Source organism: Streptomyces nodosus (assembly GCF_008704995.1).
Taxonomy (GTDB): domain Bacteria; phylum Actinomycetota; class Actinomycetes; order Streptomycetales; family Streptomycetaceae; genus Streptomyces; species Streptomyces nodosus.
The window spans coordinates 5621752-5648077 of record NZ_CP023747.1; the positions used below are offsets into that span (position 1 = coordinate 5621752).

Here is a 26326-nt window from a genome sequence, read left to right on the forward strand (position 1 = left end):
CGACGTCACGTGCGTCGCTGCTTCCGCTAGTCGAGTGTGGCCTGCCCGGGTGCAGCCTGCCACAACCTTGCCGAGTTGCCCGGCGTGTCGGGCATGGGCCCCGGCTCGCCGTTATGGCACGGTTACCTATTCGCAACGCTCAGTGACGAAGCGCGTCACCCTGTGCAACAAGCCCCCTCCCGGCGTTCCGGCAAGGGCCGCGGACACCCTGGCGGGAGGCCGGACCCAGGGTTCGCAACAGTACTCCATTCGGGCCACCTTCGCGGATCGGCGCGCCGCCCGAGTTCCGTCGGGAGGGGTGTCCCGGCTGTCCGATGCGCCGTTTTCGCGGACGTCAAACGTGGTGCATGTCACTCACCGGCAGGAAGCGTGCCAATCCCGCCGGGACCGGGGCCCGTTGACCGGCGGCGGACCGGGCGCGGCGCCCGCCTATGCGCCCAGGACCCGGCGCAGATAGTCGTTCCCGAAGCGCCGGTCCGGGTCCAGACGGTCCCTCAGGGCGGTGAACTCGGCGAAGCGCGGATAGACCCCGGCGAGGTACTCGGCGTCGCGGGTGTGCACCTTGCCCCAGTGGGGGCGCCCCTGATGGGCCGTGAGGATCCGCTCGGCGGCGGTGAAGTACGCCTGATAGGGCGTACCGCGGAACATGTGTATGGCGATGTAGGCGCTGTCCCGGCCGGATGCCGTGGACAGCGCGATGTCGTCCGCCGGGGCGGTGCGCACCTCGACGGGAAAGCTGACACGGAGGGGTGAGCGGTCGATCATCGCCTTGATCTCGCGCAGTGTGTCCACCAGGGCCTCGCGCGGAACGGCGTATTCCATCTCCACGAACCGCACCCGGCGGGGGGAGGTGAAGACCTTGTAAGGGATGTCGGTGTAGGTGCGGGCCGACAGGGCGCGGCTGGAGATCCGGGCGATCGACGGGACGGTGGCGGGGGCGGCCCGTCCGACCCAGTTGACCGCCTGGAAGACACCGTTGGAGAGGAACTCGTCCTGGAGCCAGCCGTTCAGCCGCCCCACCGGTCGCGCGGGTCCGGCGCTGCGGTTGTTGCGCTTGGTGTTGGTGTTCCCGGTGTGCGGGAACCAGTAGAACTCGAAGTGCTCGTTCTCGGCCCACAGTTGGTCGAACTCGGCGAGGACCCGGTCGAGGGGCATGGGCTCCTCGCGGGCCGTGAGCAGGAAGACCGGCTCCACCGCGAAGGTGAGCGCGGTGACGACGCCCAGGGCGCCGATGCCGATCCGGGCGGCCGCGAAGACCTCGGGGTTCTCCCGCTCGGAGCAGGTGAGCAACGAGCCGTCCGCGGTCACCAGTTCAAGGCCGGTGATCTGCGCGGCGATCGAGGCCGAGTCCCGGCCGGTGCCGTGCGTGCCGGTGCTGGTGGCGCCGGAGACGGTCTGCTCCATGATGTCGCCCATGTTCGCCAGCGAGAGTCCCTCGCGGGCCAGCGCGACATTCAGCCTTCTCAGCGGGGTGCCCGCCTCGACGGTGACGGTGCCGGCCGCCCGGTCGATCGCGCGTATCCCGGTCAGCAGCCGGGGGCTGATCAGCACACCGTCGGTCGCCGCGGCGGCCGTGAAGGAGTGGCCGGTGCCGACGGCCTTGACCCGCAACCCGTCCTCGGCGGCCCGGAGCACCGCGGCGCGGAGCTCGTCCACCGAGGCGGGGGTGACCTCTCGTACGGGCCGGGCGGTGACGTTCCCCGCCCAGTTACGCCATGTGCCGCTCTTTCCGCTCACTGTGGTGCTCAACGGCCCCTCCCCGCTGCGGCACCGGCTTGCGCAGCCGGCGATGACCGAGGAAACCGACCACGACCGCGACGGCCCCGGACACCGCCGGAACCCCGTACCCGGCCGCCGCACCGGCGGCATCGATCACCCAGCCGGCCACGGAGGCGCCGATCGCGACCCCGACCGCGAGCCCGGTGGACACCCAGGTCATCCCCTCGGTCAGGTGCGCGCGTGGTACGTGCCGCTCGATGAGGGCCATCGTCGTGATCATCGTCGGTGCGATGGACAGGCCCGCAACGAACAGCGCCACGGCCAGAAACGCCAGGTTTCCGACCAGTAGGAGGGGGATCATACTCACGGCCATCGCACAGACGCCCAGCAGCCACCGGCGTTCGGGGGCCCCGGTGAAGCGGAGCAGCCCGAAGACCAGGCCGGCGAGGCAGGAACCCGCCGCGTACAGCGCCAGCACGACGCTCGCCGCCGCCTTGTGGCCCCGCTCGTCGGCGAAGGCGACGGTCACCACGTCGATCGCGCCGAAGATCGTCCCGGTCGCCACGAAGGTGGTCACCAGAACCTGCAGCCCGGGCGAGCGCAGGGCGCTGCTACGGGTGTGCCGCTCACGCGGGTGCGGCACGGGCTCGGTGGCGCGCTGGGCGGTCAGCCAGAACACCCCGACCGCGAGGAAGCACGCGGCGAGGAAGGGGCCGGCCTCCGGGAACCAGGCGGTGGACAGGCCGATGGAGACGATCGGCCCGAAGATGAAGCAGACCTCGTCCATCACCGACTCGAACGAGTAGGCGGTGTGCAGCTGCGGGGTGCCCCCGTAGAGGGCGGCCCAGCGGGCCCTGATCATGGCGCCGAGGCTCGGTACCGCGCCGATGCCCGCGGCGCACCCGAACAGCACCCAGTCCGGCCAGGAGAAGTGCGCCGCCAGAAGCAGTCCCGCCGAGGCGGCCAGTGCGAAGAGGGTCGCCGGGCGCAGCACCCGCCGCTGCCCGTACTGGTCCACCAGGCGGGAGATCTGGGGGCCGAGCGCGGCGGCGGACAGGGCGATGGTGGCCGAGAGCGCGCCCGCGAGTCCGTACCGCCCGGTGAGCTGGGAGATCATCGTCACCACGCCGATGCCCATCATCGACAGCGGCATCCGGCCGAGGAAGCCGGCGGCGGAGAAGCCCTTGGTGCCGGGAGCGGTGAAAAGGGCGCGGTAGGGGCTGGGCACGGGGTCTCCGATAAGTCCAGTAAGGCGTGAAATGTGAGCATGCACCTTACGAATCAGGCAACCCTAACGTATGACTGATCGGCGGGTTCGCACCAGTGTCCGTAAATGCCCGGCTGTCCGGTGCCGGTCCTGGGGACGGAGCCCGTGCCGTCGGCGGGTGGCGCGATCGCCCCGGGTGGGAGGCCCCGGCCGGTGGGTGGCGGGACCGCCGTGGGTGCCGGGTGGCAGGATCGTAGACATGTCCCACGCACTCGACGCCAGCCCGTACGACGCTCTGTTGCTTCTCTCGTTCGGAGGCCCGGAGGGCCCGGACGACGTGGTTCCGTTCCTCGAGAACGTGACGCGGGGCCGGGGCATCCCCAAGGAGCGCCTGAAGGAGGTGGGACGGCACTACTTCCTCTTCGGCGGGGTCAGCCCCATCAACGCCCAGAACCGCGCTCTGCTGGACGCCCTCCGCAAGGACTTCGCCGACCACGGCCTCGGGCTGCCGGTCTACTGGGGCAACCGCAACTGGGCGCCCTACCTGACCGACACCCTGCGGGAGATGGTCCTCGACGGCCACCGCCGGATCCTGGTCCTCGCCACCAGCGCGTACGCCTCCTACTCGGGCTGCCGCCAGTACCGCGAGAACCTCGCGGGTGCCCTGGCCGCCCTGGAGGCCGAGGGACTGGAACTGCCCCGGGTCGACAAGCTGCGGCACTACTTCAACCACCCCGGTTTCGTGGAGCCGATGACCGAGGGGGTCCTCGCCTCCCTGGCCGACCTTCCGGAGGACGTCCGGGCCGGGGCGCACATCGCCTTCACCACCCACTCCATCCCGGACACCGCCGCGGACACCTCCGGGCCGGTCGAGGGCCACGGGGACGGCGGGGCGTATGTGCGGCAGCACCTGGACGTGGCGCGGCTGATCGCCGACGCGGTGCGGGAGCGGACCGGCGTCGACCACCCCTGGCGGCTCGTCTACCAGTCGCGCTCGGGCGCCCCGCACATCCCCTGGCTGGAGCCGGACATCTGCGACCACCTGGAGGAGCTGCACGGCGCCGGGGTCCCCGCAGTGGTGATGGCGCCCATCGGGTTCGTCTCGGACCATATGGAGGTGCTCTACGACCTCGACACCGAGGCCACCGCGAAGGCCGGGGAACTGGAGCTCCCGGTCCGGCGCTCGGCCACGGTGGGCGCCGACCCCCGGTTCGCCGCCGCGATCCGCGATCTGGTCGCCGAGCGGTCCGCCACCGAGCGCGGTCGGCAGGTGACCCCCTGCGCCCTGGGCACCCTGGGCCCGAGCCACGACCTGTGTCCGGTGGGCTGCTGCCCGGCCCGTGCCCCCAAGCCCGCCGCCGCGGGCGCCGACAGCCCCTACGCATGAGGAGCAGCGTGACCGAGCAGTCACAGCCGGACGGCCGGCTGGAGACCGAACTCCTGGAGATCGCGCTGGAGGCGGCGACCCGCGCGGGCGCCTTTCTGCGCGACGGACGCCCCGAGGACCTCGGGGTGGCCGCCACCAAGACCAGCGCCATCGATGTCGTCACCGAGATGGACATCGCCGCCGAGAAGCTGATCACCGGGCTGCTCACCGACCACAGACCGGAGGACGGCCTGCTCGGCGAGGAGGGGGCCAGCGTCGAGGGCACCAGTGGCGTCGAATGGGTGATCGACCCGATCGACGGCACCGTGAACTATCTCTACGGGCTGCCCGGCTGGGCGATCTCCATCGCCGCCCGCAAGGACGGGGAGACGCTCGTCGGCGTGGTCCATGCGCCGATGCGCGGGGAGATCTTCCGGGCCGTCCGGGGGGAGGGGGCGTTCCTGAACGACCGCCCCGTCCGGGTGCGCCCCGCGCCCGATCTGGGCTTCGCCCTGGTGGGCACCGGCTTCGGCTATCTCACCGAGCGCAAGATCCATCAGGCCGAGGTGGTCCGGCAGCTGATCCCCGAGGTCCGGGACATCCGCCGGGCCGGTTCCGCCGCGATCGACCTGTGCGATGTGGCGGCGGGCCGGCTGGACGCGTACTACGAGCGGGGGCTGAACCCCTGGGACTACGCGGCGGGTGACCTGATCGCCCGTGAGGCGGGGGCGCTGACCGGCGGGCGCCCCGGGGAGCCGCTCTCCCCGGCCCTGACGATCGCGGCCCCACCGGGTCTGTTCGAACAGCTCCGGACCAGGCTGGACGAACTCGGCGCCTGGCACGACTGACCCCCGTCCCCACGGAGGCCAGGCCCCCACGCAATGCGGCCCCCGCCGTCACCGGTGGGGGCCGTCCCGTCCCCACGCGGCCCCTATGGGTCCCTGTGGCCTCCCGGGCCGCCCCGCGGCACCCCTACGGCGTACAGGCGTTCCCCGCGCTCCGCGGTGGCCTCCAGGCGCCGTAGAACACCGAAGCGGGCCCCGGCCTGGATCTGCCGGGGCCCGCTTCGGCGAGCTGATCAGACGCGCGTCGCACCGACTTCCACACCGTGCTCGGCGGCAAGGCGGTGCAGGTCGTCGAGCTCCGACTGCTCGACCTCCACGAGGAAGTCGTCGCCGGATTCGCGAGCCCGCGTCAGGTCGGACTCGGTCGCCCGTATGCGCTGCAGAAGTCCTGCGGTGAATGCGTCCATGCTGCGCCCCCTCGTCCTGGGTCGTGGGTCGTGTGTGGCACGGGGGTGTGCCGTCGGGAAGAGGCGATCACGTCCTTCGGGTGCCCACCGCTGCCCCGGACGGGCCGGCACGGTGCTGGACACCCACGCCAGCTCTACGGGAAGTGGTGAGCAGCCGACCACATGGTGGTGTGCCACATGCAGAGCGTGATCGCGGGGTGTAAACCGTCCTCCCCCCGCTCCCTTCCGCGGAAACCTCAACAGCACGAAAAAATTTCGCATTCCCGGACCGGTGCGCCGCAGCACCGAGCGTGGTCCCCCGTCTTACAGCCGGTTTACGGCCGAAAAGGGCAGGATGGAGCTTCATCCATGAGGGGACTTCCCGCGCGCTGCCCGACAAGGGGCCGCACGGGTGCACAGAGGAAGGACAAGGGACGTGCGCGTACTCGTCGTCGAGGACGAGCAACTGCTCGCCGATGCGGTGGCCACCGGATTGCGCCGGGAGGCCATGGCCGTCGACGTCGTGTACGACGGTGCGGCCGCCCTGGAGCGCATCGGCGTCAACGACTACGACGTGGTCGTCCTCGACCGCGATCTCCCGCTGGTGCACGGCGACGACGTCTGCCGCAAGATCGTCGAGCTCGGAATGCCCACCCGTGTGCTGATGCTCACCGCCTCGGGCGATGTCAGCGACCGGGTGGAGGGCCTGGAGATCGGCGCCGACGACTATCTGCCCAAGCCGTTCGCCTTCAGCGAGCTCATCGCGCGTGTGCGGGCCCTGGGCCGGCGCACCAGCGTGCCGCTGCCGCCCGTGCTGGAGCGCGCCGGCATCAAGCTCGACCCCAACCGCCGCGAGGTCTTCCGCGAGGGCAGGGAGGTCCAGCTGGCCCCCAAGGAGTTCGCGGTCCTGGAGGTCCTGATGCGCAGCGAGGGAGCCGTCGTCTCGGCCGAGCAGCTCCTGGAGAAGGCCTGGGACGAGAACACCGACCCGTTCACCAATGTGGTGCGGGTGACGGTGATGACCCTGCGCCGCAAGCTCGGCGAGCCCGCGGTGATCGTCACCGTGCCCGGTTCCGGCTACCGGATCTGACGCCATGGCCGCGACCCCCGCGCCGCCCGCGGCGCCGCCCAAGCCCACCTGGGACCCGCGCAGGCCGGAACCTCCGTTCCCCTGGCTGCGCCCGACCATCCGCATACGACTGACGCTGCTGTACGGCGGCATGTTCCTGATCGCCGGCATCCTGCTGCTGTCGATCATCTATCTGTTCGCGGCGCACGCCCTCAACGTGGGCAGCCAGCTCCCGTTCCGGATCACCTCGGGGACGGTCGTCAGCAACACCTGCAACTTCCCGTCCCAGACCACGGCGAGCGACCTCAACAACGCCATGAACGCGTGCGTCAACGAGCAGCGCCAGCATGCCCTGGACAATCTGCTCAGCCGCTCGCTGCTGGCCCTGCTCGGCCTCGCCGTGATCGCCTTCGCCTTCGGCTACGCGATGGCCGGCCGGGTGCTCTCGCCGCTCGGGCGGATCACCCGCACCGCCCGCGCCGTGGCCGGCTCGGACCTGTCGCGCCGTATCGAGCTGGACGGCCCGGACGACGAGCTGAAGGAGCTGGCGGACACCTTCGACGAGATGCTGGAGCGGCTGCAGCGGGCCTTCACGGCCCAGCAGCGGTTCGTCGGCAACGCCTCGCACGAGCTGCGCACCCCGCTCGCGATCAACCGCACCCTGCTCGAGGTGCATCTGTCCGACCCGGGGGCACCCGTCGAACTGCAACAGCTCGGCAAGACGCTGCTCGCCACCAACGAGCGCAGCGAGCAGCTCGTGGAGGGGCTGCTGCTGCTCGCCCGCAGCGACAACCAGATCGTCGAGCGCAAACCCGTCGATCTGGCGGAGGTGGCCTCGCAGGCCATCGACCAGGTGCACGGCGAGGCGGAGACCAAGGGCGTGGAGATCCGCGGCGAACGCGCCCCGGCGGTCGTCCAGGGCAACGGCGTACTGCTGGAGCGCATCGCCCTGAACCTCGTCCAGAACGCGGTGCGCTACAACGTCCCGGAGGACGGCTGGGTCGAGGTCACGACCGAGCTCCAGCACGGTCAGGCGGTGCTGACGGTCTCCAACACCGGGCCGGTGGTCCCCGCCTACGAGATCGACAACCTCTTCGAGCCCTTCACCCGGCTCCGTACCGAGCGCACCGGCAGCGACAAGGGCGTGGGCCTCGGACTGTCCATCGCGAGGTCCGTGGCGCGTGCCCACGGCGGTCACATCACCGCGCAGCCCCGTGAGGGGGGTGGGCTGGTGATGCGGGTCGTCCTGCCCGTCTGAGGCCGGGCCGCCCGGCTCCGGCAGCCGTTCGCTGTACGCAGAATTTCCGGGTCCAGGATACGGGCCCGTCCTGTGTGATCGATCACAGAGATGCCTTTCCGGCCATCTACTCTCCGTGATCTCAGAGGCATGCACAAAGCCGGAAAATCCGGGTTTTCCCGGGTTCAGATCACGGGAAGTACACGGTGGAGTGCCTTTGAAGAGTGGTCCACGGACCGTGTACGGTCCGGTTCGCCATCCAACCCGATCACTCTTGAGGAGTCCGGTTGGGTGTCGATTGAGTAACAGACCTTGATGTGAGGCAAAATCTCCGCCTCGAGGCGGGCACAAGTCCGGCCTCTCACGCGTTACGTGCGCTGGAGACACCCGCAGACACCCAGAGGGGGAGAGCGAAATGGCAACCGACTACGACACCCCACGCAAGACCGACGACGATGTCGATTCCGACAGCCTGGAAGAACTGAAGGCCCGGAGGAACGACAAGTCCGCCTCGGCGGTCGACGTCGACGAGTTCGAGGCCGCCGAAGGCCTCGAACTGCCGGGCGCCGACCTCTCGAACGAGGAACTGGCCGTCCGTGTGCTGCCCAAGCAGCAGGACGAGTTCACCTGCATGAGCTGCTTCCTCGTCCACCACCGCAGCCAGCTGGCCCGCGAGAAGAACGGTCAGCCGATCTGCCGCGACTGCGACTGAGGCGGGGTCGGCCGTGACTGGCTCGACCCCTCCTCGGAAGCGCCGTTTCCCGCACGGGGAAGCGGACCCGGAGCCGTATGAGGACTCCCACGGCGTACCGGACGAGCGGGGCTCTTCCGAAGAAGGATCAGCCTCGCTCGAACCGGCGGACGCCGCCGGGGCCCTGGTGGGGCCGGACGAACCCCCGGCACCCACCGCTCCCACCTACGGCTTCGGAGGAGCGGGAGAGACCGCGCGAAGTTATGCGGTCGCCGTCCGGGAAGGAATCCGGGAAGGCGTCCGCAAGGGTGGCAGCCATGCCCGAGCGGGCCTGGCCTTTCTCACCGACCGGATCATCGAGACCGCCCCGCGGATTCCGGTACGGGACCTCGCGACGCTCCGCCGGCAGTTCCCCGGCCAGGGGCCCGAGGAGATCGCCGACAAGCTCGTCCTGGGCGCGGCGCGGGCGACGGCCACGGTCGGGGCCGGGGTGGGTGCCGCGGCGATGCTGCCGGTGCCGCCGGCCATGCCCACCGAGCTGGCCGCCGAGATCACCGGGGTGGCGACGATCGAGCTGAAGCTGATCGCCGAACTCTACGAGGTGTACGGGCTGAGACCGCCCGGGAACCTCACTCAGCGCAGCACCTCGTATCTGCGGTCCTGGTCCGACGAGCGCGGGATAGACATGGCGGCGCTGTCGAGCGTGGACGCGGCCTTCGGCGGCCGGATGAAGCGGGAGCTGCGCCAGCAGATCATGAAGCGGATGGTGCGGAACCTGCCGAACCTGATGCCGTTCATGGTGGGAGCCGCCGTGGGCGCGGTGGTGAACCGGCGGGACACCCGGCGGCTCGCCGATCGGATCCGCAGAGATCTGCGGAAGTCCCAGGTGCCCTGGGAGGAACTGCCGGAGCTGCCGCCGCTGGAGACGCCGGAGAATCCCCTGCCGCTGGAGGAATGACGCCGCGGGAATGACCGCCCGCGCGGCCCTGAAGGCGCCCGCTGCGGCCCTCCGGCCCCTCCCCGAGGGGTTGCCCCCGTGCGGCTACTCCTGCGCGGCCTCGACCTCGCTGCGCTCCTGCGCCGCCTTGATCGCCGCGGCCAGCCGCTCCGGCTCCCTGCTCGACAGATAGAGATAGGGCGTCGGGTCCGCCGGGTCCGTGACCTCGACCTTCAGGGCCCTCGGGATATAGGCGCGCAGCAGCATGAAGGCTCGCGTGTCGGCCTTGTGCATGCGCCAGGCCCGGGCCTCCTCCGGGTCCAGGACCTCCGTGCCGCCGAGCGCCGACACCGGGATCCGGGCGTCTCCCGCGATCAGCGCGTCGCCCACCACACGGATACGGATGGAGCCGTAGGAACTCGCCACGACCGCCGCGACCGCGGTGCCGCCCACCAGCCCGGCGAGCAGTGCGAGCGTGCCGAACGGGACCAGGATCAGAGCCATGGAGAACCCGGCCGCCAGGCAGATCAGCCACCAGGAGCGGGGCGCGGTGAGGCGTTCTTCGTACGGTGACGCGGAGAGCTGCATGAAACCAAGCTTGGCACGGTGTCCGCAGGACGTTCCCGCGCGGGTAAGGTCTGCGCCTGTGAGTGGTACTTCCGCAGCTCTGACACCCCCCGCCGGCGCCGTGGCGCCCGTACGGCACCCCGATGCCCCCGCCCCCGGGGAGCTGCTCGGCGCGCACTACGAGCAGTGCTTCGGGTGCGGCGAGGCACAGCCGCACGGACTGCGCCTCCAGGCGCGGGCCGGCGAGGGGATCTCCCTCACCGCCGAGTTCACCGTCCAGCCCGCCCACCAGGGCGCGCCCGGTCTCGCCCACGGCGGGGTGCTCGCCACCGCCCTCGACGAGACCCTCGGCTCGCTGAACTGGCTGCTGCGCACCGTCGCGGTCACCGGACGGCTGGAGACCGACTATGTGCTCCCGGTGCCCGTGGGGACCGTGCTGCATCTGGAGGCCGAGGTGACGGCCGTGGCGGGACGGAAGATCTACTCCAGGGCCACCGGGCGGATCGGCGGCCCCGACGGGCCCGTGGCCGTCCGTGCCCAGGCCCTGTTCATCGAGGTGAAGACGGAGCACTTCATCGACCACGGCCGGCCGCAGGAGATCCGGGCCGCCATGAGCGATCCGGACCCGTCCCGGCGCGAGCGTGCCTTCGAGGTGAACCCGTGAGCCGCGATCCCCTGGACGTGCAGATCCGGCGCGTCGACCCCGACGTGCCGCTCCCGGAGTACGCGCGGCCCGGAGACGCGGGAGCCGATCTGCGCACCACCGAGAGCCATGAGCTGAAGCCCGGGGAGCGGGCCGTGCTGCCCACGGGCGTGTCCATCGCGCTGCCCGAGGGGTACGCGGCCTTCGTGCATCCGCGTTCCGGTCTGGCCGCGCGCTGCGGTGTCGCCCTCGTCAATGCCCCAGGGACGGTTGATGCCGGGTACCGTGGAGAGATCAAGGTGATCGTGGTGAATCTCGACCCGTACGAGACCGTGCGGTTCGAGCGCTTCGACCGGATTGCCCAACTGGTCGTCCAGCAGGTCGAGAGGGTCCGCTTCCAGGAGGTGGCGGAGCTTCCCGGCTCGGCGCGGGCCGAGGGGGGCTTCGGGTCCACCGGCGGTCATGCCGCCGTGGGCGGCACAACGGGTGGGAATCGATACGCTTCGGTCGTATCCGACCGGGAAGGACAGTGACGTGTTCGGACGTCGCAAGAAGAAGGGTGCCGCCGAGGATGCGGCCGGCGAGGCCGAGCAGGTCGTCGACGGTGTCGACACTGAGGCGGACGAAGAGGTAGAGGTCGAACGCGAGCGCGTGCGGCTCGAACCGGAGCCCCGGCCCGACGGCCCCTGGGACGACTCCGAGATCCGCGAACCCGGCGAGGGCCGGGTGGACCTCGGCGGTCTGTTCGTGCCCGGGGTCGAGGGCATGGAGCTGCGGGTCGAGGTCGCGGGCGACGCGATCGTCGCGGCCACCGTCGTGCTGCGGGACAGCGCCATCCAGCTGCAGGCCTTCGCCGCGCCCAAGCGTGAGGGCATCTGGGGCGAGGTGCGCGAGGAGATCGCCGGCGGCATCACCCAGCAGGGCGGCATCGTCGACGAGGTCGAGGGTTCGCTGGGCTGGGAGCTGCGGGCCCAGGTGCCGGTGCAGCTGCCGGACGGCACGGGTGGCTTCCAGGTCGTGCGGTTCGTCGGTGTGGACGGCCCCCGCTGGTTCCTGCGCGGCGTGATCTCCGGCCAGGGTGCGGTGCAGCCGCAGGCGGCCGGTCTGCTGGAGCAGATCTTCCGGGACACGGTCGTGGTCCGTGGCGAGGGCCCGATGGCCCCGCGCGATCCGATCGTCCTGAAGCTGCCGAACGACGCGCAGATGGTGCCCGAGGGAGTACAGCAGGAGGAAGGTTCCCGCTTCTCGGGCGGCATGGGACAGCTGCAGCGCGGCCCCGAGATCACCGAGGTCCGCTGACAGCTCCACGCACAGAGACGTCAGTCGCCATGAGGCCGTGCCCCTGCTCGGGGGGTACGGCCTCTTCGCGTACCGGCGGCCTCCCGCCTACCCGGCCCCGGGGTCTGCCCGGCCCGGTCCCAGGGTGTGCGGTGCCGGTAGGTCCCGCTGGGGTGTCAGGGTTCCGTCAAGGATGCCCCTTCCGGCGGTCCCCGACCTATTTGTCGGGATTGCTGGCCGTAGGGTCGACGCAGCGTACGCGGCTGTGACGGGACGACGGCCGTGACGGGACGACAATGGGGCCATGGGACGCGGCAAGCTTCGGATCTACCTCGGTGCGGCACCGGGCGTCGGCAAGACCTACGCCATGCTGTCCGAGGCTCACCGGCGTGTCGAGCGTGGCACGGACTGCGCGGTGGCGTTCGTGGAGCACCATGACCGGCCGCGCACCGAGGTGATGCTGCACGGCCTGGAGCAGATCCCACGCAAGGAGCTCGTCCACCGCGGCTCGGTCTTCACCGAGATGGACGTGGACGCGGTGCTGCACCGGGCCCCCGCCGTCGCCCTGGTGGACGAACTCGCCCACACCAATGTGCCCGGCTCCCGCAACGCCAAGCGCTGGCAGGACGTGGAGGAGCTGCTGGCCGCCGGGATCAATGTGGTCTCGACCGTCAACATCCAGCATCTGGAGTCCCTCGGCGACGTCGTCGAGTCGATCACCGGGATCCGGCAGCGCGAGACCGTCCCGGACGAGGTGGTGCGCCGCGCGGACCAGATCGAACTGGTCGACATGTCGCCCCAGGCGCTGCGCCGCCGCATGGCGCACGGCAACATCTACCAGCCCGACAAGGTCGACGCCGCCCTGTCCAACTACTTCCGCCCCGGCAACCTGACCGCGCTGCGCGAGCTGGCCCTGCTGTGGGTGGCCGACCGGGTCGACGAATATCTGACCGAATACCGCAGCCAGCACAAGGTGTCCACGATCTGGGGCTCACGCGAGCGGATCGTCGTGGGCCTGACCGGCGGCCCCGAGGGACGGACCCTGATCCGCCGGGCCGCCCGGCTGGCGGAGAAGGGAGCCGGCGGTGAGGTGCTGGCCGTCTACATCGCACGCAGCGACGGCCTCACCTCCGCCTCGCCCAAGGAGCTGGCCGTGCAGCGCACCCTGGTCGAGGACCTCGGAGGAACCTTCCACCATGTGGTCGGCGACGACATCCCCGCGGCGCTCCTGGACTTCGCCCGCGGAGTGAACGCCACCCAGATCATCCTCGGCTCCTCGCGCCGCAAGGCCTGGCAGTACGTCTTCGGACCGGGCGTCGGCGCCACCGTGGCCCGCGAGTCCGGACCCGACCTCGACGTCCACATCGTCACCCACGACGAGGTCGCCAAGGGCCGCGGCCTCCCGGTGGCCCGGGGCGCCCGCCTCGGCCGTACCCGCATCGTGGCGGGCTGGCTGACCGGCGTCCTCGGCCCCGTCGTGCTCGCCCTGCTGCTGAACTCCGTCCGCCTCGGTCTCGCCAACGACATGCTGCTGTTCCTGACCCTGACCGTGGCGGCGGCGCTGCTCGGCGGACTTTTTCCGGCGCTGGCCTCGGCGGCGTTCGGCTCGCTGCTGCTGAACTACTACTACACGCCCCCGCTGCACCGGCTGACGATCGCCGACCCGAAGAACATCGTCGCTATAGCGATCTTCGTCGGGGTCGCGGTGTCGGTGGCCTCGGTGGTGGATCTGGCCGCCCGGCGCACCCATCAGGCGGCACGCTTGCGGGCCGAGTCGGAGATCCTCTCCTTCCTCGCGGGCAGCGTGCTGCGCGGCGAGACCAGTCTGGAGGCGCTCCTGGAGCGGGTAAGGGAGACCTTCGGCATGGAATCGGCGGCGCTGCTCGAACGGACGAGCGAGGTCGATCCCTGGACCTGTGCGGGCAGCGTGGGCCTCAGCGCGCCGGTGGCACGGCCGGACGACGCGGATGTGGACGTACCCGCGGGCGACCATATGGCGCTGGCGCTCTCGGGGCGGGTGCTGCCCGCCTCCGACCGCCGGGTGCTGGCGGCGTTCGCCGCCCAGGCCGCGGTCGTTCTGGACCGTCAGCGCCTCCAGCAGGAGGCCGAACAGGCCCGCGCGCTGGCCGAGGGCAACCGCATCCGCACCGCGCTGCTGGCCGCCGTCAGCCATGATCTGCGCACCCCGCTGGCGGGCATCAAGGCGTCGGTGACCTCCCTGCGGTCGGACGACGTCGAGTGGTCCGAGGAGGACCGGGCCGAGCTGCTGGCCGCCATCGAGGAGGGCGCCGACCGGCTCGACCACCTGGTGGGCAACCTCCTGGACATGTCCCGGCTGCAGACCGGCACCGTCACCCCGCTGATCCGGGAGGTGGACCTGGACGAGGTGGTGCCGATGGCGCTCGGCGGGGTCCCGGAGGACAGCGTGGAGCTGGACATCCCGGAGAGCCTGCCGATAGTCGCCGTGGACGCCGGGCTCCTGGAACGCGCGGTCGCCAATCTCGTCGAGAACGCGGTCAAGTACAGCTCCCTGGGAACGCCCGTACTGGTCTCCGCCAGCGCCCTCGCCGACCGGGTGGAGGTCCGGGTCGTGGACCGCGGACCGGGCGTGCCCGACGACGCGAAGGAACGCATCTTCGAGCCCTTCCAGCGCCACGGCGACGCCCCGCGTGGCGCCGGCGTCGGTCTCGGCCTCGCGGTGGCCCGCGGCTTCGCCGAGGCGATGGGCGGCACCCTGAACGCCGAGGACACCCCCGGCGGCGGGCTCACCATGGTCCTCACCCTCCGGGCCGTCCAGGGACGCCAGGATCCCGCACGGCTCGCCGAAGCAGAAAGGCAAACCACATGACCCGGGTGCTCGTGGTCGACGACGAGCCGCAGATCGTACGTGCCCTCGTGATCAATCTGAAGGCACGCAAGTACGAGGTCGACTCCGCCTCCGACGGTACGACCGCCCTCCAGCTCGCCGCCGCCCGCCATCCCGATGTCGTGGTCCTGGACCTCGGGCTGCCCGACATGGACGGGGTCGAGGTGATCAAGGGCCTGCGCGGCTGGACCCGGGTGCCGATCCTGGTGCTGTCCGCCCGCCACTCCTCGGACGAGAAGGTCCAGGCGCTGGACGCGGGCGCCGACGACTACGTCACCAAGCCGTTCGGCATGGACGAGCTGCTGGCCCGGCTGCGCGCCGCCGTCCGCCGGGCCGAGCCGACCGGGGGCGGGGACGAGGGGGATGTGATCGTGGAGGCCGCGGGGTTCACCGTGGACATGGCCGCGAAGAAGGTCAACCGGGCCGGGAAGGACGTACGCCTCACCCCCACGGAGTGGCATCTGCTGGAGGTGCTGGTGCGCAACACGGGCCGTCTGGTCAGCCAGAAGCAGCTGCTGAAGGAGGTGTGGGGGCCGTCCTACGGGACGGAGTCGAACTATCTGCGGGTGTACATGGCCCAGTTGCGGCGGAAACTGGAGACGGACCCGTCGCATCCCCAGCACTTCATCACGGAGCCCGGGATGGGGTACCGGTTCGAGAAGTGAGCCGGGCCTCGCGCGTACCGGGCCCGCGCGGGCGGGTGCCTCGGCGGGGCGCCGCCGTGGTGCATCCGGGGCGGATGCCTCCCGGTACGCTTTCGGTATGAGCGCTGTTCCTCGTCCCGGAAGGCCGGTCGGCCGCCTCCGGCGCATGTTCGACCGGCTCTCCTCGTCACAGGAGGACCTGGACTCCGAGGAACTCCGCGAGGACGCCCAGACCGCGGGCTGTACGCGGATCGGGGACTGCCACGACCGGCAGGTCGTCACGGTTACTGGTACCTTGCGCACGGTCACCCTGCGTCCCCGCGCCGGCGTCCCGGCACTGGAGGCCGAACTGTTCGACGGTTCGGCCGCACTGGACGTGGTGTGGCTCGGAAGGCGCTCCATCGTCGGGATAGAACCGGGACGCAGACTGATCGCGTCGGGCCGGATCTCGATGAGCCGGGGCCGCAGAGTGCTGTTCAACCCCAAGTACGAACTCAGACCACTCGGACGGGAGTAGCCGGTGACGTCACTCGAGAAGCCGACCGAAGACGCCCAGGATTCGCGGGCGGTGACCGAGGCCGCGCTCTTCGAGGCGTTCGGCGGGGTCCGCGGCATGGTCGAGACCGTGGTGCCGGGCCTCCTCTTCGTCAGCATCTTCACGATCAACAAGAATCTCTACTGGTCGGCGATCGCCGCCCTCGTGGTGTCGCTGCTGCTGGTGGTGGTGCGCCTCGCCCGCAGGGACACCGTCAAGCACGCCTTCAGCGGTGTGTTCGGTGTGGCCTTCGGCGTGGCCTTCGCGATGATGACCGGCAACGCCAAGGACTTCTATCTGCCGGGCATGCTCTACACGCTGGGCCTGGCGCTGGCGTACATCATCACCACGCTCGCCGGAGTCCCCCTGATCGGAGTGCTCCTCGGCCCGGTCTTCAAGGAGAACCTCTCCTGGCGCACCCGTAACCCGGGCCGCAAGAAGGCGTACGCCAAGGCCAGTTGGGCCTGGGGCCTGATCCTGCTCGCCAAGTGCATGATCCTGTTCCCGCTGTACTGGTGGGCCGACACCACCCAACTCGGCTGGATCCTCGTCGCGTTGAAGATCCCGCCGTTCCTGCTCGCGGTCTGGCTCACCTGGGTCTTCCTGGCGAAGGCGCCCGCGCCGATCGATGTCTTCGCGGAGATGGAGGCGGAGGAGCAGGCCGAGCGGGAGCGGGAGGCCGCCGCCGGGGAGCGCGAGAGCGCGGCGGGCCGCCACCGCCGGGATTCCTAGCCCTGTCATCCCACCGATCGGCCGGTAGTGGACAGAAAATGGGGGGCGCCCGTCAGCCGACGGGCGCCCCCCTTGTCATGCGTCATGCGCTTACCGGAGGAATCAGGCTCCTTCGCGGCGTACCGAGAGCAGCTCCTCCAGCTGTTCCTCGCGGGCCTGGGCCGCCACGAACAGGAGTTCGTCACCCTCCTCCAGGGAGTCCTCCTGGGACGGGGTGAGCACCCGGGCGCCCCGGATGATCGTCACCAGGGAGGTGTCGTCCGGCCACTGCACATCCCCGACCTGCGTGCCGGCCAGGGCCGACTCCGGGGGCAGGGTCAGCTCGACCAGGTTGGCGTCGCCATGGCTGAAGCGGAGCAGCCGGACCAGGTCGCCGACGCTCACCGCCTCCTCCACCAGCGCCGACATCAGACGCGGCGTGGAGACGGCCACGTCCACCCCCCAGGCCTCGTTGAACAGCCACTCGTTCTTGGGGTTGTTGACCCGGGCGACCACGCGCGGAACGCCGTACTCCGTCTTGGCCAGCAGCGAGACGACCAGGTTGACCTTGTCGTCCCCGGTGGCGGCGATCACCACATTGCAGCGCTGCAGCGCCGCCTCGTCCAGCGAGGTGATCTCGCAGGCGTCGGCCAGCAGCCACTCCGCCTGGGGGACACGCTCGACCGAGATCGCGGTCGGCGCCTTGTCGATCAGCAGGACCTCGTGCCCGTTCTCCAGCAGCTCGCTCGCGATCGAGCGGCCGACCGCACCGGCACCGGCAATGGCGACCCTCATCAGCGACCGCCCTCCCCTTCAGGCCCCTCGGCGAACGCCGCCTCGACCTTGTCGACGTCGTCCGTCCGCATCATCACATGCACCAGGTCGCCCTCCTGCAGCACCGTCTGCGAGCTGGGCAGCATCGCCTCACCCAGCCTGGTGAGGAACGCCACCCGGACGCCGGTCTCCTCCTGCAGACTGCTGATCTTGTGGCCGACCCAGGCCGGCGAGGCGTGCACCTCGGCGAGCTGGACCCCACCGGTGGGGTCGCGCCACAGCGGCTCGGCGCCCGACGGCAGCAGCCGGCGCAGCATCTGGTCCGCCGTCCAGCGCACCGTGGCGACGGTCGGGATGCCGAGCCGCTGGTAGACCTCGGCGCGGCGGGGGTCGTAGATACGGGCCGCGACATTCTCGATGCCGAACATCTCCCGGGCCACCCGAGCCGCGATGATGTTCGAGTTGTCGCCGCTGGAGACGGCGGCGAAGGCGCCCGCCTCCTCGATGCCCGCCTCACGCAGGGTGTCCTGGTCGAAGCCGACCCCGGTCACCCGACGGCCGCCGAACCCGGAGCCGAGTCGTCGGAAGGCGGTGGGGTCCTGGTCGATCACGGCGACCGTGTGCCCCTGCTGCTCCAAGGTCTGGGCAAGAGCGGAACCGACTCTTCCGCAGCCCATGATGACGATGTGCACGACCGTCCTTCCGAAGTCAATGGTCACGGCTCGGTCCGAACAGGGTCTCAGACCGCCGACCAAGCTACACATGCGCGGTCCACGCAGGGCACCCCCGTGCAGGCGCGCCGTCCGCGTCGTGGGATCCGCCTCCCGCGATCAGCGGCGGCTGATGCTCCGGACGCTGAGAACTGTCAGGATTCCGAGGCCGACGGGTGCGCCGACGGCGCCGATGCACTCCGCGGTCGCAGGCATGGGACCTTTGTGGGCCGCAACCGAAAGGGTTTTGTCATAGCGGCACGGGTCACCCCTCACCTGCGGAATCCGCAATGCGCCCCCTCTTCGATTTCACTCGTGAGGCAGATCTCCCCCGACGGGTGGGCTACCCCCAGTTCCAGCCCTTACGATCCTCTCTTGTGTCCAAACTGACCGACGTGCCCAAACGCATCCTGATCGGGCGCGCACTGCGTAGCGACCGGCTCGGGGAAACGCTCCTGCCGAAGCGCATCGCTCTCCCCGTCTTCGCCTCCGACTCGCTGTCCTCCGTGGCGTACGCGCCGGGCGAGGTCCTGCTGGTCCTGTCCGTCGCGGGTGTGTCGGCGTACCACTTCAGCCCCTGGATAGCGGTCGCGGTCGCCGTGCTGATGCTGACCGTGGTCGCCTCCTACCGGCAGAATGTGCACGCCTACCCGAGCGGCGGTGGCGACTACGAGGTGGCGACCACCAACCTCGGCCCCAGGGCGGGCCTGACCGTCGCCAGCGCGCTGCTCGTCGACTACGTCCTGACCGTCGCCGTCTCGATCTCCTCCGGCATCGAGAACCTCGGCTCCGCCGTCCCCTTCGTGGTCGAGCACAAGGTGCTGTGCGCGGTCGCCGTGATCGTGCTGCTGACGCTGATGAACCTGCGCGGGGTGAAGGAGTCGGGCACGCTCTTCGCGATCCCCACGTATGTGTTCGTCACCGGCGTCTTCATCATGATCGCCTGGGGCGCCTTCCGCGGACTCGTCCTCGGCGACACCATGCGGGCGCCGACCGCCGACTTCCACCTCAAGGCCGAACACCAGGGACTCGCCGGCTTCGCCCTCGTCTTCCTGCTGCTGCGCGCCTTCTCCTCCGGCTGCGCCGCGCTCACCGGTGTGGAGGCGATCTCCAACGGCGTCCCCGCCTTCCGCAAGCCCAAGTCCCGGAACGCGGCGAGCACCCTGGCGATGATCGGCCTGCTGGCCGTGACGATGTTCTGCGGCATCATCACGCTGGCCATGACGACCAAGGTCCATATGGCCGACCGCCCGGCCGTCAACCTGCTGCACCAGGGCGTCCCGGTCGGCGCGGACTATGTGCAGAACCCGGTGATCTCGCAGGTCGCCGAGGCCGTCTTCGGCAAGGGCAGCTTCCTGTTCATCGTCCTGGCCGCGGCGACGGCGCTGGTCCTCTTCCTCGCCGCCAACACCGCCTACAACGGCTTCCCGGTCCTCGGCTCGATCCTCGCCCAGGACCGCTATCTGCCCCGCCAGCTGCACACCCGCGGCGACCGCCTCGCCTTCTCCAACGGCATCGTGCTGCTCGCGGGCGCCGCCATCCTGCTGACCGTGGTCTACGGCGCCGACTCGACCCGGCTGATCCAGCTGTACATCGTCGGCGTGTTCGTGTCCTTCACCCTCAGCCAGGTCGGCATGGTCAAGCACTGGAACCGCCATCTGGCCACCGAGAGGGACCAGGCCAAGCGGCGCCATATGCTGCGCTCCCGCGCCATCAACACCTTCGGCGCCTTCCTCACCGGCCTGGTCCTGGTCGTCGTCCTGGTCACCAAGTTCACGCACGGCGCCTGGGTCGCCCTGCTGGGCATGTGCATCTTCTTCGCGACCATGACCGCCATCCGCAAGCACTACGACCGGGTGGCCGAGGAGCTCGCCGCCCCCGAGGGCCCGAACGACGACAGCGTCCGTCCCTCGCGGGTCCATTCCGTGGTCCTGATCTCCAAGATCCACCGTCCCACGCTGCGTGCTCTGGCCTATGCCAAGCTGCTGCGGTCCGACAGCCTGGAGGCGCTCAGCGTCAATGTCGACCCGGCGGAGACCCAGGCGCTGAGGAGCGAGTGGGAGCGGCGCGGCATCGATGTACCGCTGAAGATCCTGGACTCCCCGTACCGCGAGGTCACGCGCCCGGTGATCGAGTATGTGAAGAGCCTGCGCCGCGAGTCCCCGCGCGACGCCGTGTCCGTGATCATCCCCGAGTATGTGGTGGGTCACTGGTACGAGCATCTGCTGCACAACCAGAGCGCGCTGCGGCTGAAGGGACGGCTGCTGTTCACCCCCGGTGTCATGGTGACCTCGGTGCCCTACCAGCTGCAGTCCTCGGAGGCGGCGAAGCTGCGGGCCCGCAGGCGGCAGGACTGGAACGCGCCGGGTGCGGTGCGCCGGGGTCCCGCGGAGGACCGGTCCAGGGAGTCGTCGTCCCCCCGGGGCTGAGCTCCGGAGCCCGGCCGGCCGGGCTCGTGGTCAACGGCCGGACGGCAGCCACGTAGACTGGTGGGCTGTTGTCCGGCCGCACCGTCCGGGTGCCCGTCCCCCTCCCCCTCTCTCGCATCTGGAGACGTCCCCCCATGCAGGCAGAACCGAAGAAGTCGCTGGTGGGCGAGGAGTACGAGGTCGAGGTCGGCCCCGTCGCCCACGGCGGTCACTGCATCGCCCGCACGGGCGAGGGGCAGGTCCTCTTCGTCCGGCACGCGCTGCCCGGTGAGCGGGTCGTGGCGCGGGTGACGGAGGGCGAGGAGGGCGCCCGCTTTCTGCGCGCCGACGCGGTGCGGGTGCTGGCGGCCTCGAAGGACCGGATCGACGCGCCCTGCCCCTACGCGGGTCCCGGCCGCTGCGGCGGCTGCGACTGGCAGCACGCCAAGCCGGGAGCGCAGCGCCGGCTGAAGGGCGAGGTGATCGCCGAGCAGCTGAGCCGGCTCGCGGGCCTCACCCCCGAGGAGGCGGGCTGGGACGGCACGGTGATGCCGGCCGAGGGCGACAAGCTGCCGGCCGGCGACGTCCCGAAGTGGCGTTCGCGGGTGCAGTACGCGGTGGACCCGTCCGGCCGGGCGGGGCTGCGCCGACACCGCTCGCACGAGGTGGAGTCGGTCGACCACTGCATGATCGCCGCGGAGGGCGTCAGCGAGCTGGGCATCGAGAAGCGGGACTGGACGGGCATGGACTCCGTCGAGGCCATCGCCGCGTCGGGATCGGGGGACCGCCAGGTCATCCTGACGCCGAAGCCCGGCGCGCGGCTCCCCCTGGTCGAACTGGACCGGCCGGTGTCGGTGCTGCGGGTCGACGAGCGGTCCGGCGGGGTCCACCGGGTCCACGGCCGCCCCTTCGTCCGCGAACGTGCCGACGGCCGTACCTACCGCGTGGGCGCCGGCGGCTTCTGGCAGGTCCACCCGATGGCGGCGGACACGCTGATGAAGGCGGTGATGCAGGGGCTGCTGCCGCGCAAGGGCGAGATGGCGCTCGACCTGTACTGCGGCGTCGGCCTCTTCGCGGGCGCCCTCGCCGACCGGGTCGGCGACCAGGGCGCGGTCCTCGGCATCGAGTCCGGCAAGCGCGCGGTGGAGGACGCCCGGCACAACCTGGCCGACTTCGACCGTGTCCGCATCGAACAGGGCAAGGTCGAATCGGTCCTGCCGCGCACCGGCATCACCGAGGTCGACCTGATCGTCCTCGACCCGCCGCGCGCGGGGGCGGGCCGCAGGACGGTGGCCCACCTCGCGTCCCTGGCCGCCCGCCGCATCGCCTACGTGGCCTGCGACCCGGCCGCCCTGGCCCGGGACCTGGCGTACTTCCGGGAGGGCGGCTACCGGGTGCGGACGCTGCGGGCGTTCGATCTGTTTCCGATGACGCATCATGTGGAGTGCGTGGCGATCCTCGAACCGGCCGGGAAGGGCTCCTGACCTGCGGATTTTCACGTGCGCATTATGTGCGGTGTGGGCGTTACGGGCGATATCTTGACGCTGAAATGACGCTCGTGACGCTCATTTGACGCTCGTTCTGATGGTGTGTCAGGTGTGTTGCGTCGCTGGTCAGCTGGCCTGATGGGGAAGTCCGCGAGGCAGGGGCGCCGGAGATTTCCGGTGTCAAACAGTCATGCTCAGCCACATCGGCAGAGCGCCCAGCAGGTTCTTGGTCTGCTGGTGGTACAGCGCTTGCGAGCCCCTGAACTGCAGTGATGGTGTAGGAGGTGGCCGTTGCGGCTCGGTTGGTCCGCCTATGGTCCGGATCTTTCCTGTCTCGTGGCTTTGTGTGCGGTACTACATGGCACATGTCGTAGAAGCCGTCCACGGGCGTCCAGTCGGTCCAGGGTGAGTGCGTAAGTCCAGGTCAGAGCCCTGTGGCGTGAGTACGTCCGCGGGGTTGGTGACCCGCCCGTGATCGTTTGTGTTCGCTCGTGACAGGTGAGGGTCCCTCTTCGGCTTGCTCCGGCGGGGGCCTGCGTACACGGGGAGCTGATGCGGGGCCCCCGCCAGCTTGCTGCGGCGGGGCGTCGTCGTGCAGATATTCCGTTGATGTTGCGGGCGTCAGGCACTCAGGCCGGGCGGGTGTCAGTCCAAGAGGTCGAGGCTCTGCTGACCAGGGCCGGGGGTGCGTCGAGACTTCCGCGGCGGTTTCGGTTCCTTGGTTGCGTAGACAGGTACGGGCAGGATGCCCTCGCCTCGTAGGTCGTCGGTGGTGATGAGCGGGCCGCTGCTCACGGCGTCCAGCAGCCGGGCCTGTCGGGGTTCGAGGGCTACGAGGAGCCCGAGCGCGTTGATGAGGTCAAGCAGGTCAACGGTCCACCGGGCAGGCCAGGTCGGGGGCAGGATGTCGTTCAACGGGGTCTGTCGTTCCACGTCTGGCTTGCGCTTGCGGAAGCTGAACCACTTGCGGATCACCTGCACCCCGCCGATCCGATAGTCCCAGACTTCTGGCGCCACCGGACGTATGCAGCCCGTGCCCACTGTGAGGGTTCGTGTTGACGCGTCGTAGGAGATGTCCTCAGGTAACCCGTCGTCCTCTCCGATCACGACGACGCATTCCGGTTGTTCCTCCGGGGGAAGCCTCGGGGACGAGCCAGGTGAACTGTCGTGGTGGGAGGCGAAGCGCTGGCCGTACGTGTGGATCCACACCGTGCGCCTACCCACTTCCACGAGCTCCGCCCATAGAGCCGGGTCGCGTGTTATAGGGATACGGGCACCGCGCTCGGCGAGGTTCGCGGCGAAGCGGCGGGTGTAGCCGCTGTGGCCGGCTGTCCCCGCGATGTACGCGAAGAGGTCCTCGGCGGTGACCGTCACGCCGTGCGTCTTGGTGAGCAGCCGCAGCAGGCCAGGGGTGACGTTTGGTTCAGCCTGGTGGGGGTGGCGGTAAAGAGGGGCGACGCGGCCGCCTTCGGTGCCTTTGAAGTGATGAATGTCGGGCAGAAGGGCGGTGAAACTCACCGCCGGCCCCGGACGGCCTGATTCTGTGTGGAGTTCGGACAGGTAGATCTGACGCTGGTCGTTGTGGGCGAACCACAAGGCCGGCCGCGGTCGGTCGATCACTCTTCGGTCCGCGATGATGTACTGCCGGTCGAACGTCATCCGTCCGTACTTGACGATGACCGGAATCCTCTCATTTTCTGCGGCAAGACTGCCCGTCTCCTGCTGGCCGGGCAGTGGTGGTTCCAGCTTGTCCGGACGGCGGTCTCCGGTGCTCTTCATCAACTCCGCTTTGGCGTCTGCCGGAGCCTGGACGAGCCTGTGCCAGCGCCTCTCCAGGACGTCCCGGCTGGGTGAGACGGGCCAGTTGCGGTTGTTCTTGTTGCCGGAGCTCGTCCAGGGCAGCAGGGCGTCCACCGGTGGCATTGCCGACCACTCGGAGTCGGACGTGACGTGAAAGGGCGCGGTCCACTGTGTGGGGCAGAGCTGCCAGGAGGTCCCTCCGCGATGGCCGTCGAGGCCAAGCCCTTCCAGCCAGTCGAACTTTTCCTCGCGTGTGCCCGCGGGGACGTCGAGTCGCCAGACCCGCGCCGGTGTACCCGTGTCCGGGGCGCCATGGCGGACGAAGACGGCGATGCAGATCTCCCGCTTGACATCCTGGAAGACACGGGTGCGCGTGTCGGAGTAGGCGCCCTCGGGGGAGAGACCGATGACCCAGCCCTCGTCGGCGACCTCGCGCAGGTAGTGGCGCATGCCGGCCGAGCCCTCGCTGTCCAGGTATCCGGAGTTGGTGATGAGGGCGACGATCCCGCTGGGGGCCTTCGGTGCTCCCGAGGCGGTCAACTGGTCGAAGACCTTCCAGGTGGACCACGCCCAGAAGTAGACGTAGAGGTTGTCGAGGGCGTATCCGACGCGTCCGTTGTCCTCTGGGTGGAAGCGGGCGAGGATCGGGCCCTGGCCGTTCGGGTTGCCCTCGGTGACCCAGCGTCCGACGCCCGACTGTCTCGCACCCCGCAGGTAGGGCGGGTTGCCGATGACCACCATGACCTTCTCGTCCGCCTTGATCTTGTTCGCCATTCGGCGGTGGCGGGCGATCGCCTCGTACATGAAGCCCAGGTGGTGCTCGACGGCGGGATCGTCGAGTGTGTCGGCCACCAGAAGCCTCGGCGGGCGGCGCGTGATGTCGGCATCGTGGGACCGGAAGGCGTGGTGCACACGGAGTTCGGCGACGGCGTACGGCCCGGTCTGTTTCTCCAGCCCGACCAGTCGGCCGGAGAGCTCCCGGAGAAGCCCGGACTTGAGCGTGCTGCCGTACTTCACTGACAGGGACTTGGCGACGTGGTCGATGATGTTGATGAGGAAGGTCCCGGTGCCCATGGCCGGATCGACGACGGTGACGTCCTCGCTTCCGTAGCCGTCCTCCTGGCCGAGCCGGTCACGCAGCACCTCGTCGGTGAAGCCGACCATGAAGCGGACGACCTCGCCAGCCGTGTAGTAAGTACCCGTCCGCCGTCGCAGTTCCGGGTCGTAGGCGCTCAGAAAGCCCTCGTACAGGTGGAGGTAGGCGTCTCCGGTCTCGTCCTTGAACATCTCGGGGTCGACGGCCGATAAGACGTCGATCAGTGGGTCGATGATGCCCCGCAGATCGTCGAGGGCGTCGTCAGTCAGCACCGCCAGCGCCTTGCCCATCAAGGAATGCCGCTTGCCCAGTCGGATGGCGACCTCGGGAAGCGTGAGCCTGCCCAGATCAATGTGCTCAAGACGAGCCAGCAGCATGGCAAACGTCAGCGTCTGACTGTATTGGTCCGCGAACTCCTCCGGGCGAGCATCGGGAAAGAGCAGGTCCTTCCAGTTGTCGGCCAGGATCGAGAACGCAGCGTCAGCCTCCCCGTGCTCCTCGCGGGTGAGGCGTTCGGTGACCTCGTCACGCAGCAGGGCGCAGATTCCCGCGATGCGCTTGACCAGTTCGTTGATGCTGTCGTGGACGATGGGCGCCGGCAGGAAGAAGTGCGTGAGGGCGCGCTCGAACCCGGTGTCCGCGACGACGAGTTGCCGGCTACCGGAATCAAGGTCTCCGACCAGGATTCCGGTGGGGCCGACCTGTACGCCGAAACGGTAGACCGCCCACTGGTATCCGTCGGTGTACAGCACATTGTGGAGTGCCTTGATCTTCTCCCACTGCTTGCGGTCGTGGCTCTTCACCGACCACTTCTCCGGGTCGGCCCCCGAGCCCGGCTGCTTCAGCTCGACGTGCCCTATGGTCCTGCCGCCGCAGGCGATGGCGAAGTCGGGCCGGATCCCGAGTTCCTTGATGCGACTCTGACCGTGGACGATGAGCTTGAGGCGTTGCCGCGAGGCCATGCCGCGCAGCAGATGCTCCACCGGCGCGGTCAGGCTGTCCTCCTTACTGCTGACCGCCCCTGCGGGACCTTGCAGCTTGGTCCTGACCTCCTCGCCGAACTGGGCGACGAGGTTCGCGACCGATCCGGTCGTGCCCTTTCCCGCCCAGACGTCCCCTCTTGCCATCGGCCCCCCAAGGTTGCACCCATGCCGACGATCAGACCCATACAGAATGCCCATGACATCCCAAGCAGCAAACGCCAGTGGATGTAGGTTGATTGGTGATATGTCGCCAAAGACTCGCGGACGGAGGTGGGTTGGAGCGTGAGCCGGGAGTGCATCCCGGGCGTGCGTCAGCGTGCGGAGCGCAATCGGTGGACGGCACGGCGATCTTGCAGGCACGCTGGGG

At 69.9% G+C, this 26326-nt stretch carries 22 protein-coding genes; 15 read left to right on the top strand and 7 right to left on the bottom strand.

Going from position 1 to position 26326, the window contains the following annotated elements; all coding sequences use genetic code 11:
* Window positions 1–429: 429 nt before the first annotated feature.
* Both CP978_RS25310 and CP978_RS25315 read right to left on the bottom strand, forming a co-directional pair.
* Window positions 430–1749, bottom strand: coding sequence for a D-arabinono-1,4-lactone oxidase (locus tag CP978_RS25310; protein WP_043444599.1), 1320 nt, complete (start codon window positions 1747–1749; stop codon window positions 430–432).
* Window positions 1709–2947: an MFS transporter gene (locus CP978_RS25315; RefSeq protein ID WP_043444600.1), complete on the bottom strand. Its 1239-nt coding sequence runs from the start codon at window positions 2945–2947 to the stop codon at window positions 1709–1711. Before CP978_RS25315 ends, CP978_RS25310 begins: the two co-directional genes overlap by 41 nt.
* Window positions 2948–3185: 238 nt before the next feature.
* Here CP978_RS25315 and CP978_RS25320 point away from each other — a divergent pair, with 238 nt between their 5' ends.
* Window positions 3186–4313: a ferrochelatase gene (locus tag CP978_RS25320; RefSeq protein WP_043444601.1), complete on the top strand. Its 1128-nt coding sequence runs from the start codon at window positions 3186–3188 to the stop codon at window positions 4311–4313.
* Window positions 4310–5140 carry an inositol monophosphatase family protein gene (locus tag CP978_RS25325; protein WP_107070448.1) on the top strand — a complete coding sequence of 277 codons (831 nt, stop codon included), beginning with the start codon at window positions 4310–4312 and terminating at the stop codon, window positions 5138–5140. The genes CP978_RS25320 and CP978_RS25325 overlap by 4 nt, the downstream gene beginning before the upstream one ends.
* Window positions 5141–5370: 230 nt before the next feature.
* Here CP978_RS25325 and CP978_RS34980 read toward each other — a convergent pair whose 3' ends face one another.
* On the bottom strand, window positions 5371–5544 hold the full coding sequence (locus CP978_RS34980) for a hypothetical protein (RefSeq protein WP_167748018.1): 174 nt from the start codon (window positions 5542–5544) through the stop codon (window positions 5371–5373).
* Between the two features lie 415 nt (window positions 5545–5959).
* Between CP978_RS34980 and CP978_RS25330 the strand changes: the two genes are divergently transcribed.
* The 4 genes from CP978_RS25330 to CP978_RS25345 all read left to right on the top strand — a co-directional run bounded on the left by CP978_RS25330 (window position 5960) and on the right by CP978_RS25345 (window position 9478).
* On the top strand, window positions 5960–6613 hold the full coding sequence (locus tag CP978_RS25330; RefSeq protein ID WP_043444605.1) for a response regulator transcription factor: 654 nt from the start codon (window positions 5960–5962) through the stop codon (window positions 6611–6613).
* A gap of 4 nt (window positions 6614–6617) precedes the next feature.
* Window positions 6618–7850, top strand: a complete 1233-nt coding sequence (locus tag CP978_RS25335; RefSeq protein WP_043444607.1) for a sensor histidine kinase — start codon at window positions 6618–6620, stop codon at window positions 7848–7850.
* Between the two features lie 394 nt (window positions 7851–8244).
* Window positions 8245–8541 carry a DUF4193 domain-containing protein gene (locus CP978_RS25340; RefSeq protein WP_003993510.1) on the top strand — a complete coding sequence of 99 codons (297 nt, stop codon included), beginning with the start codon at window positions 8245–8247 and terminating at the stop codon, window positions 8539–8541.
* A 13-nt stretch (window positions 8542–8554) separates the two neighbouring features.
* Window positions 8555–9478: a hypothetical protein gene (locus CP978_RS25345; RefSeq protein ID WP_079162308.1), complete on the top strand. Its 924-nt coding sequence runs from the start codon at window positions 8555–8557 to the stop codon at window positions 9476–9478.
* An 84-nt stretch (window positions 9479–9562) separates the two neighbouring features.
* Here the strand turns inward: CP978_RS25345 and CP978_RS25350 are convergent, their stop codons facing one another.
* Window positions 9563–10045 carry a DUF3093 domain-containing protein gene (locus tag CP978_RS25350; RefSeq protein WP_043444609.1) on the bottom strand — a complete coding sequence of 161 codons (483 nt, stop codon included), beginning with the start codon at window positions 10043–10045 and terminating at the stop codon, window positions 9563–9565.
* Between the two features lie 58 nt (window positions 10046–10103).
* Between CP978_RS25350 and CP978_RS25355 the strand changes: the two genes are divergently transcribed.
* From CP978_RS25355 to CP978_RS25385, 7 genes are all read left to right on the top strand, one after another.
* A complete protein-coding gene (locus CP978_RS25355) occupies window positions 10104–10688 on the top strand; it encodes a PaaI family thioesterase (protein WP_043444611.1) in 585 nt (194 codons plus the stop codon).
* Window positions 10685–11200, top strand: a complete 516-nt coding sequence (gene dut, locus CP978_RS25360) for a dUTP diphosphatase (RefSeq protein WP_043444614.1) — start codon at window positions 10685–10687, stop codon at window positions 11198–11200. Before CP978_RS25355 ends, dut begins: the two co-directional genes overlap by 4 nt.
* A 1-nt stretch (window position 11201) precedes the next feature.
* Entirely contained in the window at window positions 11202–11966 is a 765-nt protein-coding gene (locus CP978_RS25365; protein WP_043444616.1) for a DUF3710 domain-containing protein, read from the top strand.
* 283 nt (window positions 11967–12249) lie between these two features.
* Window positions 12250–14793: a sensor histidine kinase gene (locus CP978_RS25370; protein ID WP_043444618.1), complete on the top strand. Its 2544-nt coding sequence runs from the start codon at window positions 12250–12252 to the stop codon at window positions 14791–14793.
* Window positions 14790–15476 (top strand): response regulator, encoded by a 687-nt coding sequence (locus tag CP978_RS25375; RefSeq protein ID WP_043444620.1) that lies wholly within the window; start codon window positions 14790–14792, stop codon window positions 15474–15476. The genes CP978_RS25370 and CP978_RS25375 overlap by 4 nt, the downstream gene beginning before the upstream one ends.
* Before the next feature lie 97 nt (window positions 15477–15573).
* Complete coding sequence (locus CP978_RS25380) at window positions 15574–15972, top strand: OB-fold nucleic acid binding domain-containing protein (RefSeq protein ID WP_079162309.1); 399 nt, start codon at window positions 15574–15576, stop codon at window positions 15970–15972.
* A gap of 3 nt (window positions 15973–15975) precedes the next feature.
* Complete coding sequence (locus CP978_RS25385) at window positions 15976–16722, top strand: DUF3159 domain-containing protein (RefSeq protein ID WP_043444624.1); 747 nt, start codon at window positions 15976–15978, stop codon at window positions 16720–16722.
* A 102-nt stretch (window positions 16723–16824) separates the two neighbouring features.
* Here the strand turns inward: CP978_RS25385 and CP978_RS25390 are convergent, their stop codons facing one another.
* Window positions 16825–17496: a potassium channel family protein gene (locus CP978_RS25390; RefSeq protein ID WP_043444627.1), complete on the bottom strand. Its 672-nt coding sequence runs from the start codon at window positions 17494–17496 to the stop codon at window positions 16825–16827.
* The gene (locus CP978_RS25395; protein ID WP_043444629.1) at window positions 17496–18167 is read right to left on the bottom strand and encodes a potassium channel family protein; all 672 of its coding nucleotides are present in this window, start codon (window positions 18165–18167) and stop codon (window positions 17496–17498) included. Before CP978_RS25395 ends, CP978_RS25390 begins: the two co-directional genes overlap by 1 nt.
* A gap of 395 nt (window positions 18168–18562) precedes the next feature.
* Here CP978_RS25395 and CP978_RS25400 point away from each other — a divergent pair, with 395 nt between their 5' ends.
* Together CP978_RS25400 and CP978_RS25405 are read left to right on the top strand one after the other, a co-directional pair.
* Window positions 18563–20614, top strand: a complete 2052-nt coding sequence (locus CP978_RS25400) for an APC family permease (RefSeq protein ID WP_043444631.1) — start codon at window positions 18563–18565, stop codon at window positions 20612–20614.
* Between the two features lie 134 nt (window positions 20615–20748).
* The gene (locus CP978_RS25405) at window positions 20749–22077 is read left to right on the top strand and encodes a class I SAM-dependent RNA methyltransferase (protein ID WP_043444633.1); all 1329 of its coding nucleotides are present in this window, start codon (window positions 20749–20751) and stop codon (window positions 22075–22077) included.
* 648 nt (window positions 22078–22725) lie between these two features.
* Here the strand turns inward: CP978_RS25405 and CP978_RS25410 are convergent.
* Complete coding sequence (locus CP978_RS25410; protein WP_052454268.1) at window positions 22726–26103, bottom strand: type ISP restriction/modification enzyme; 3378 nt, start codon at window positions 26101–26103, stop codon at window positions 22726–22728.
* Window positions 26104–26326: the final 223 nt, after the last annotated feature.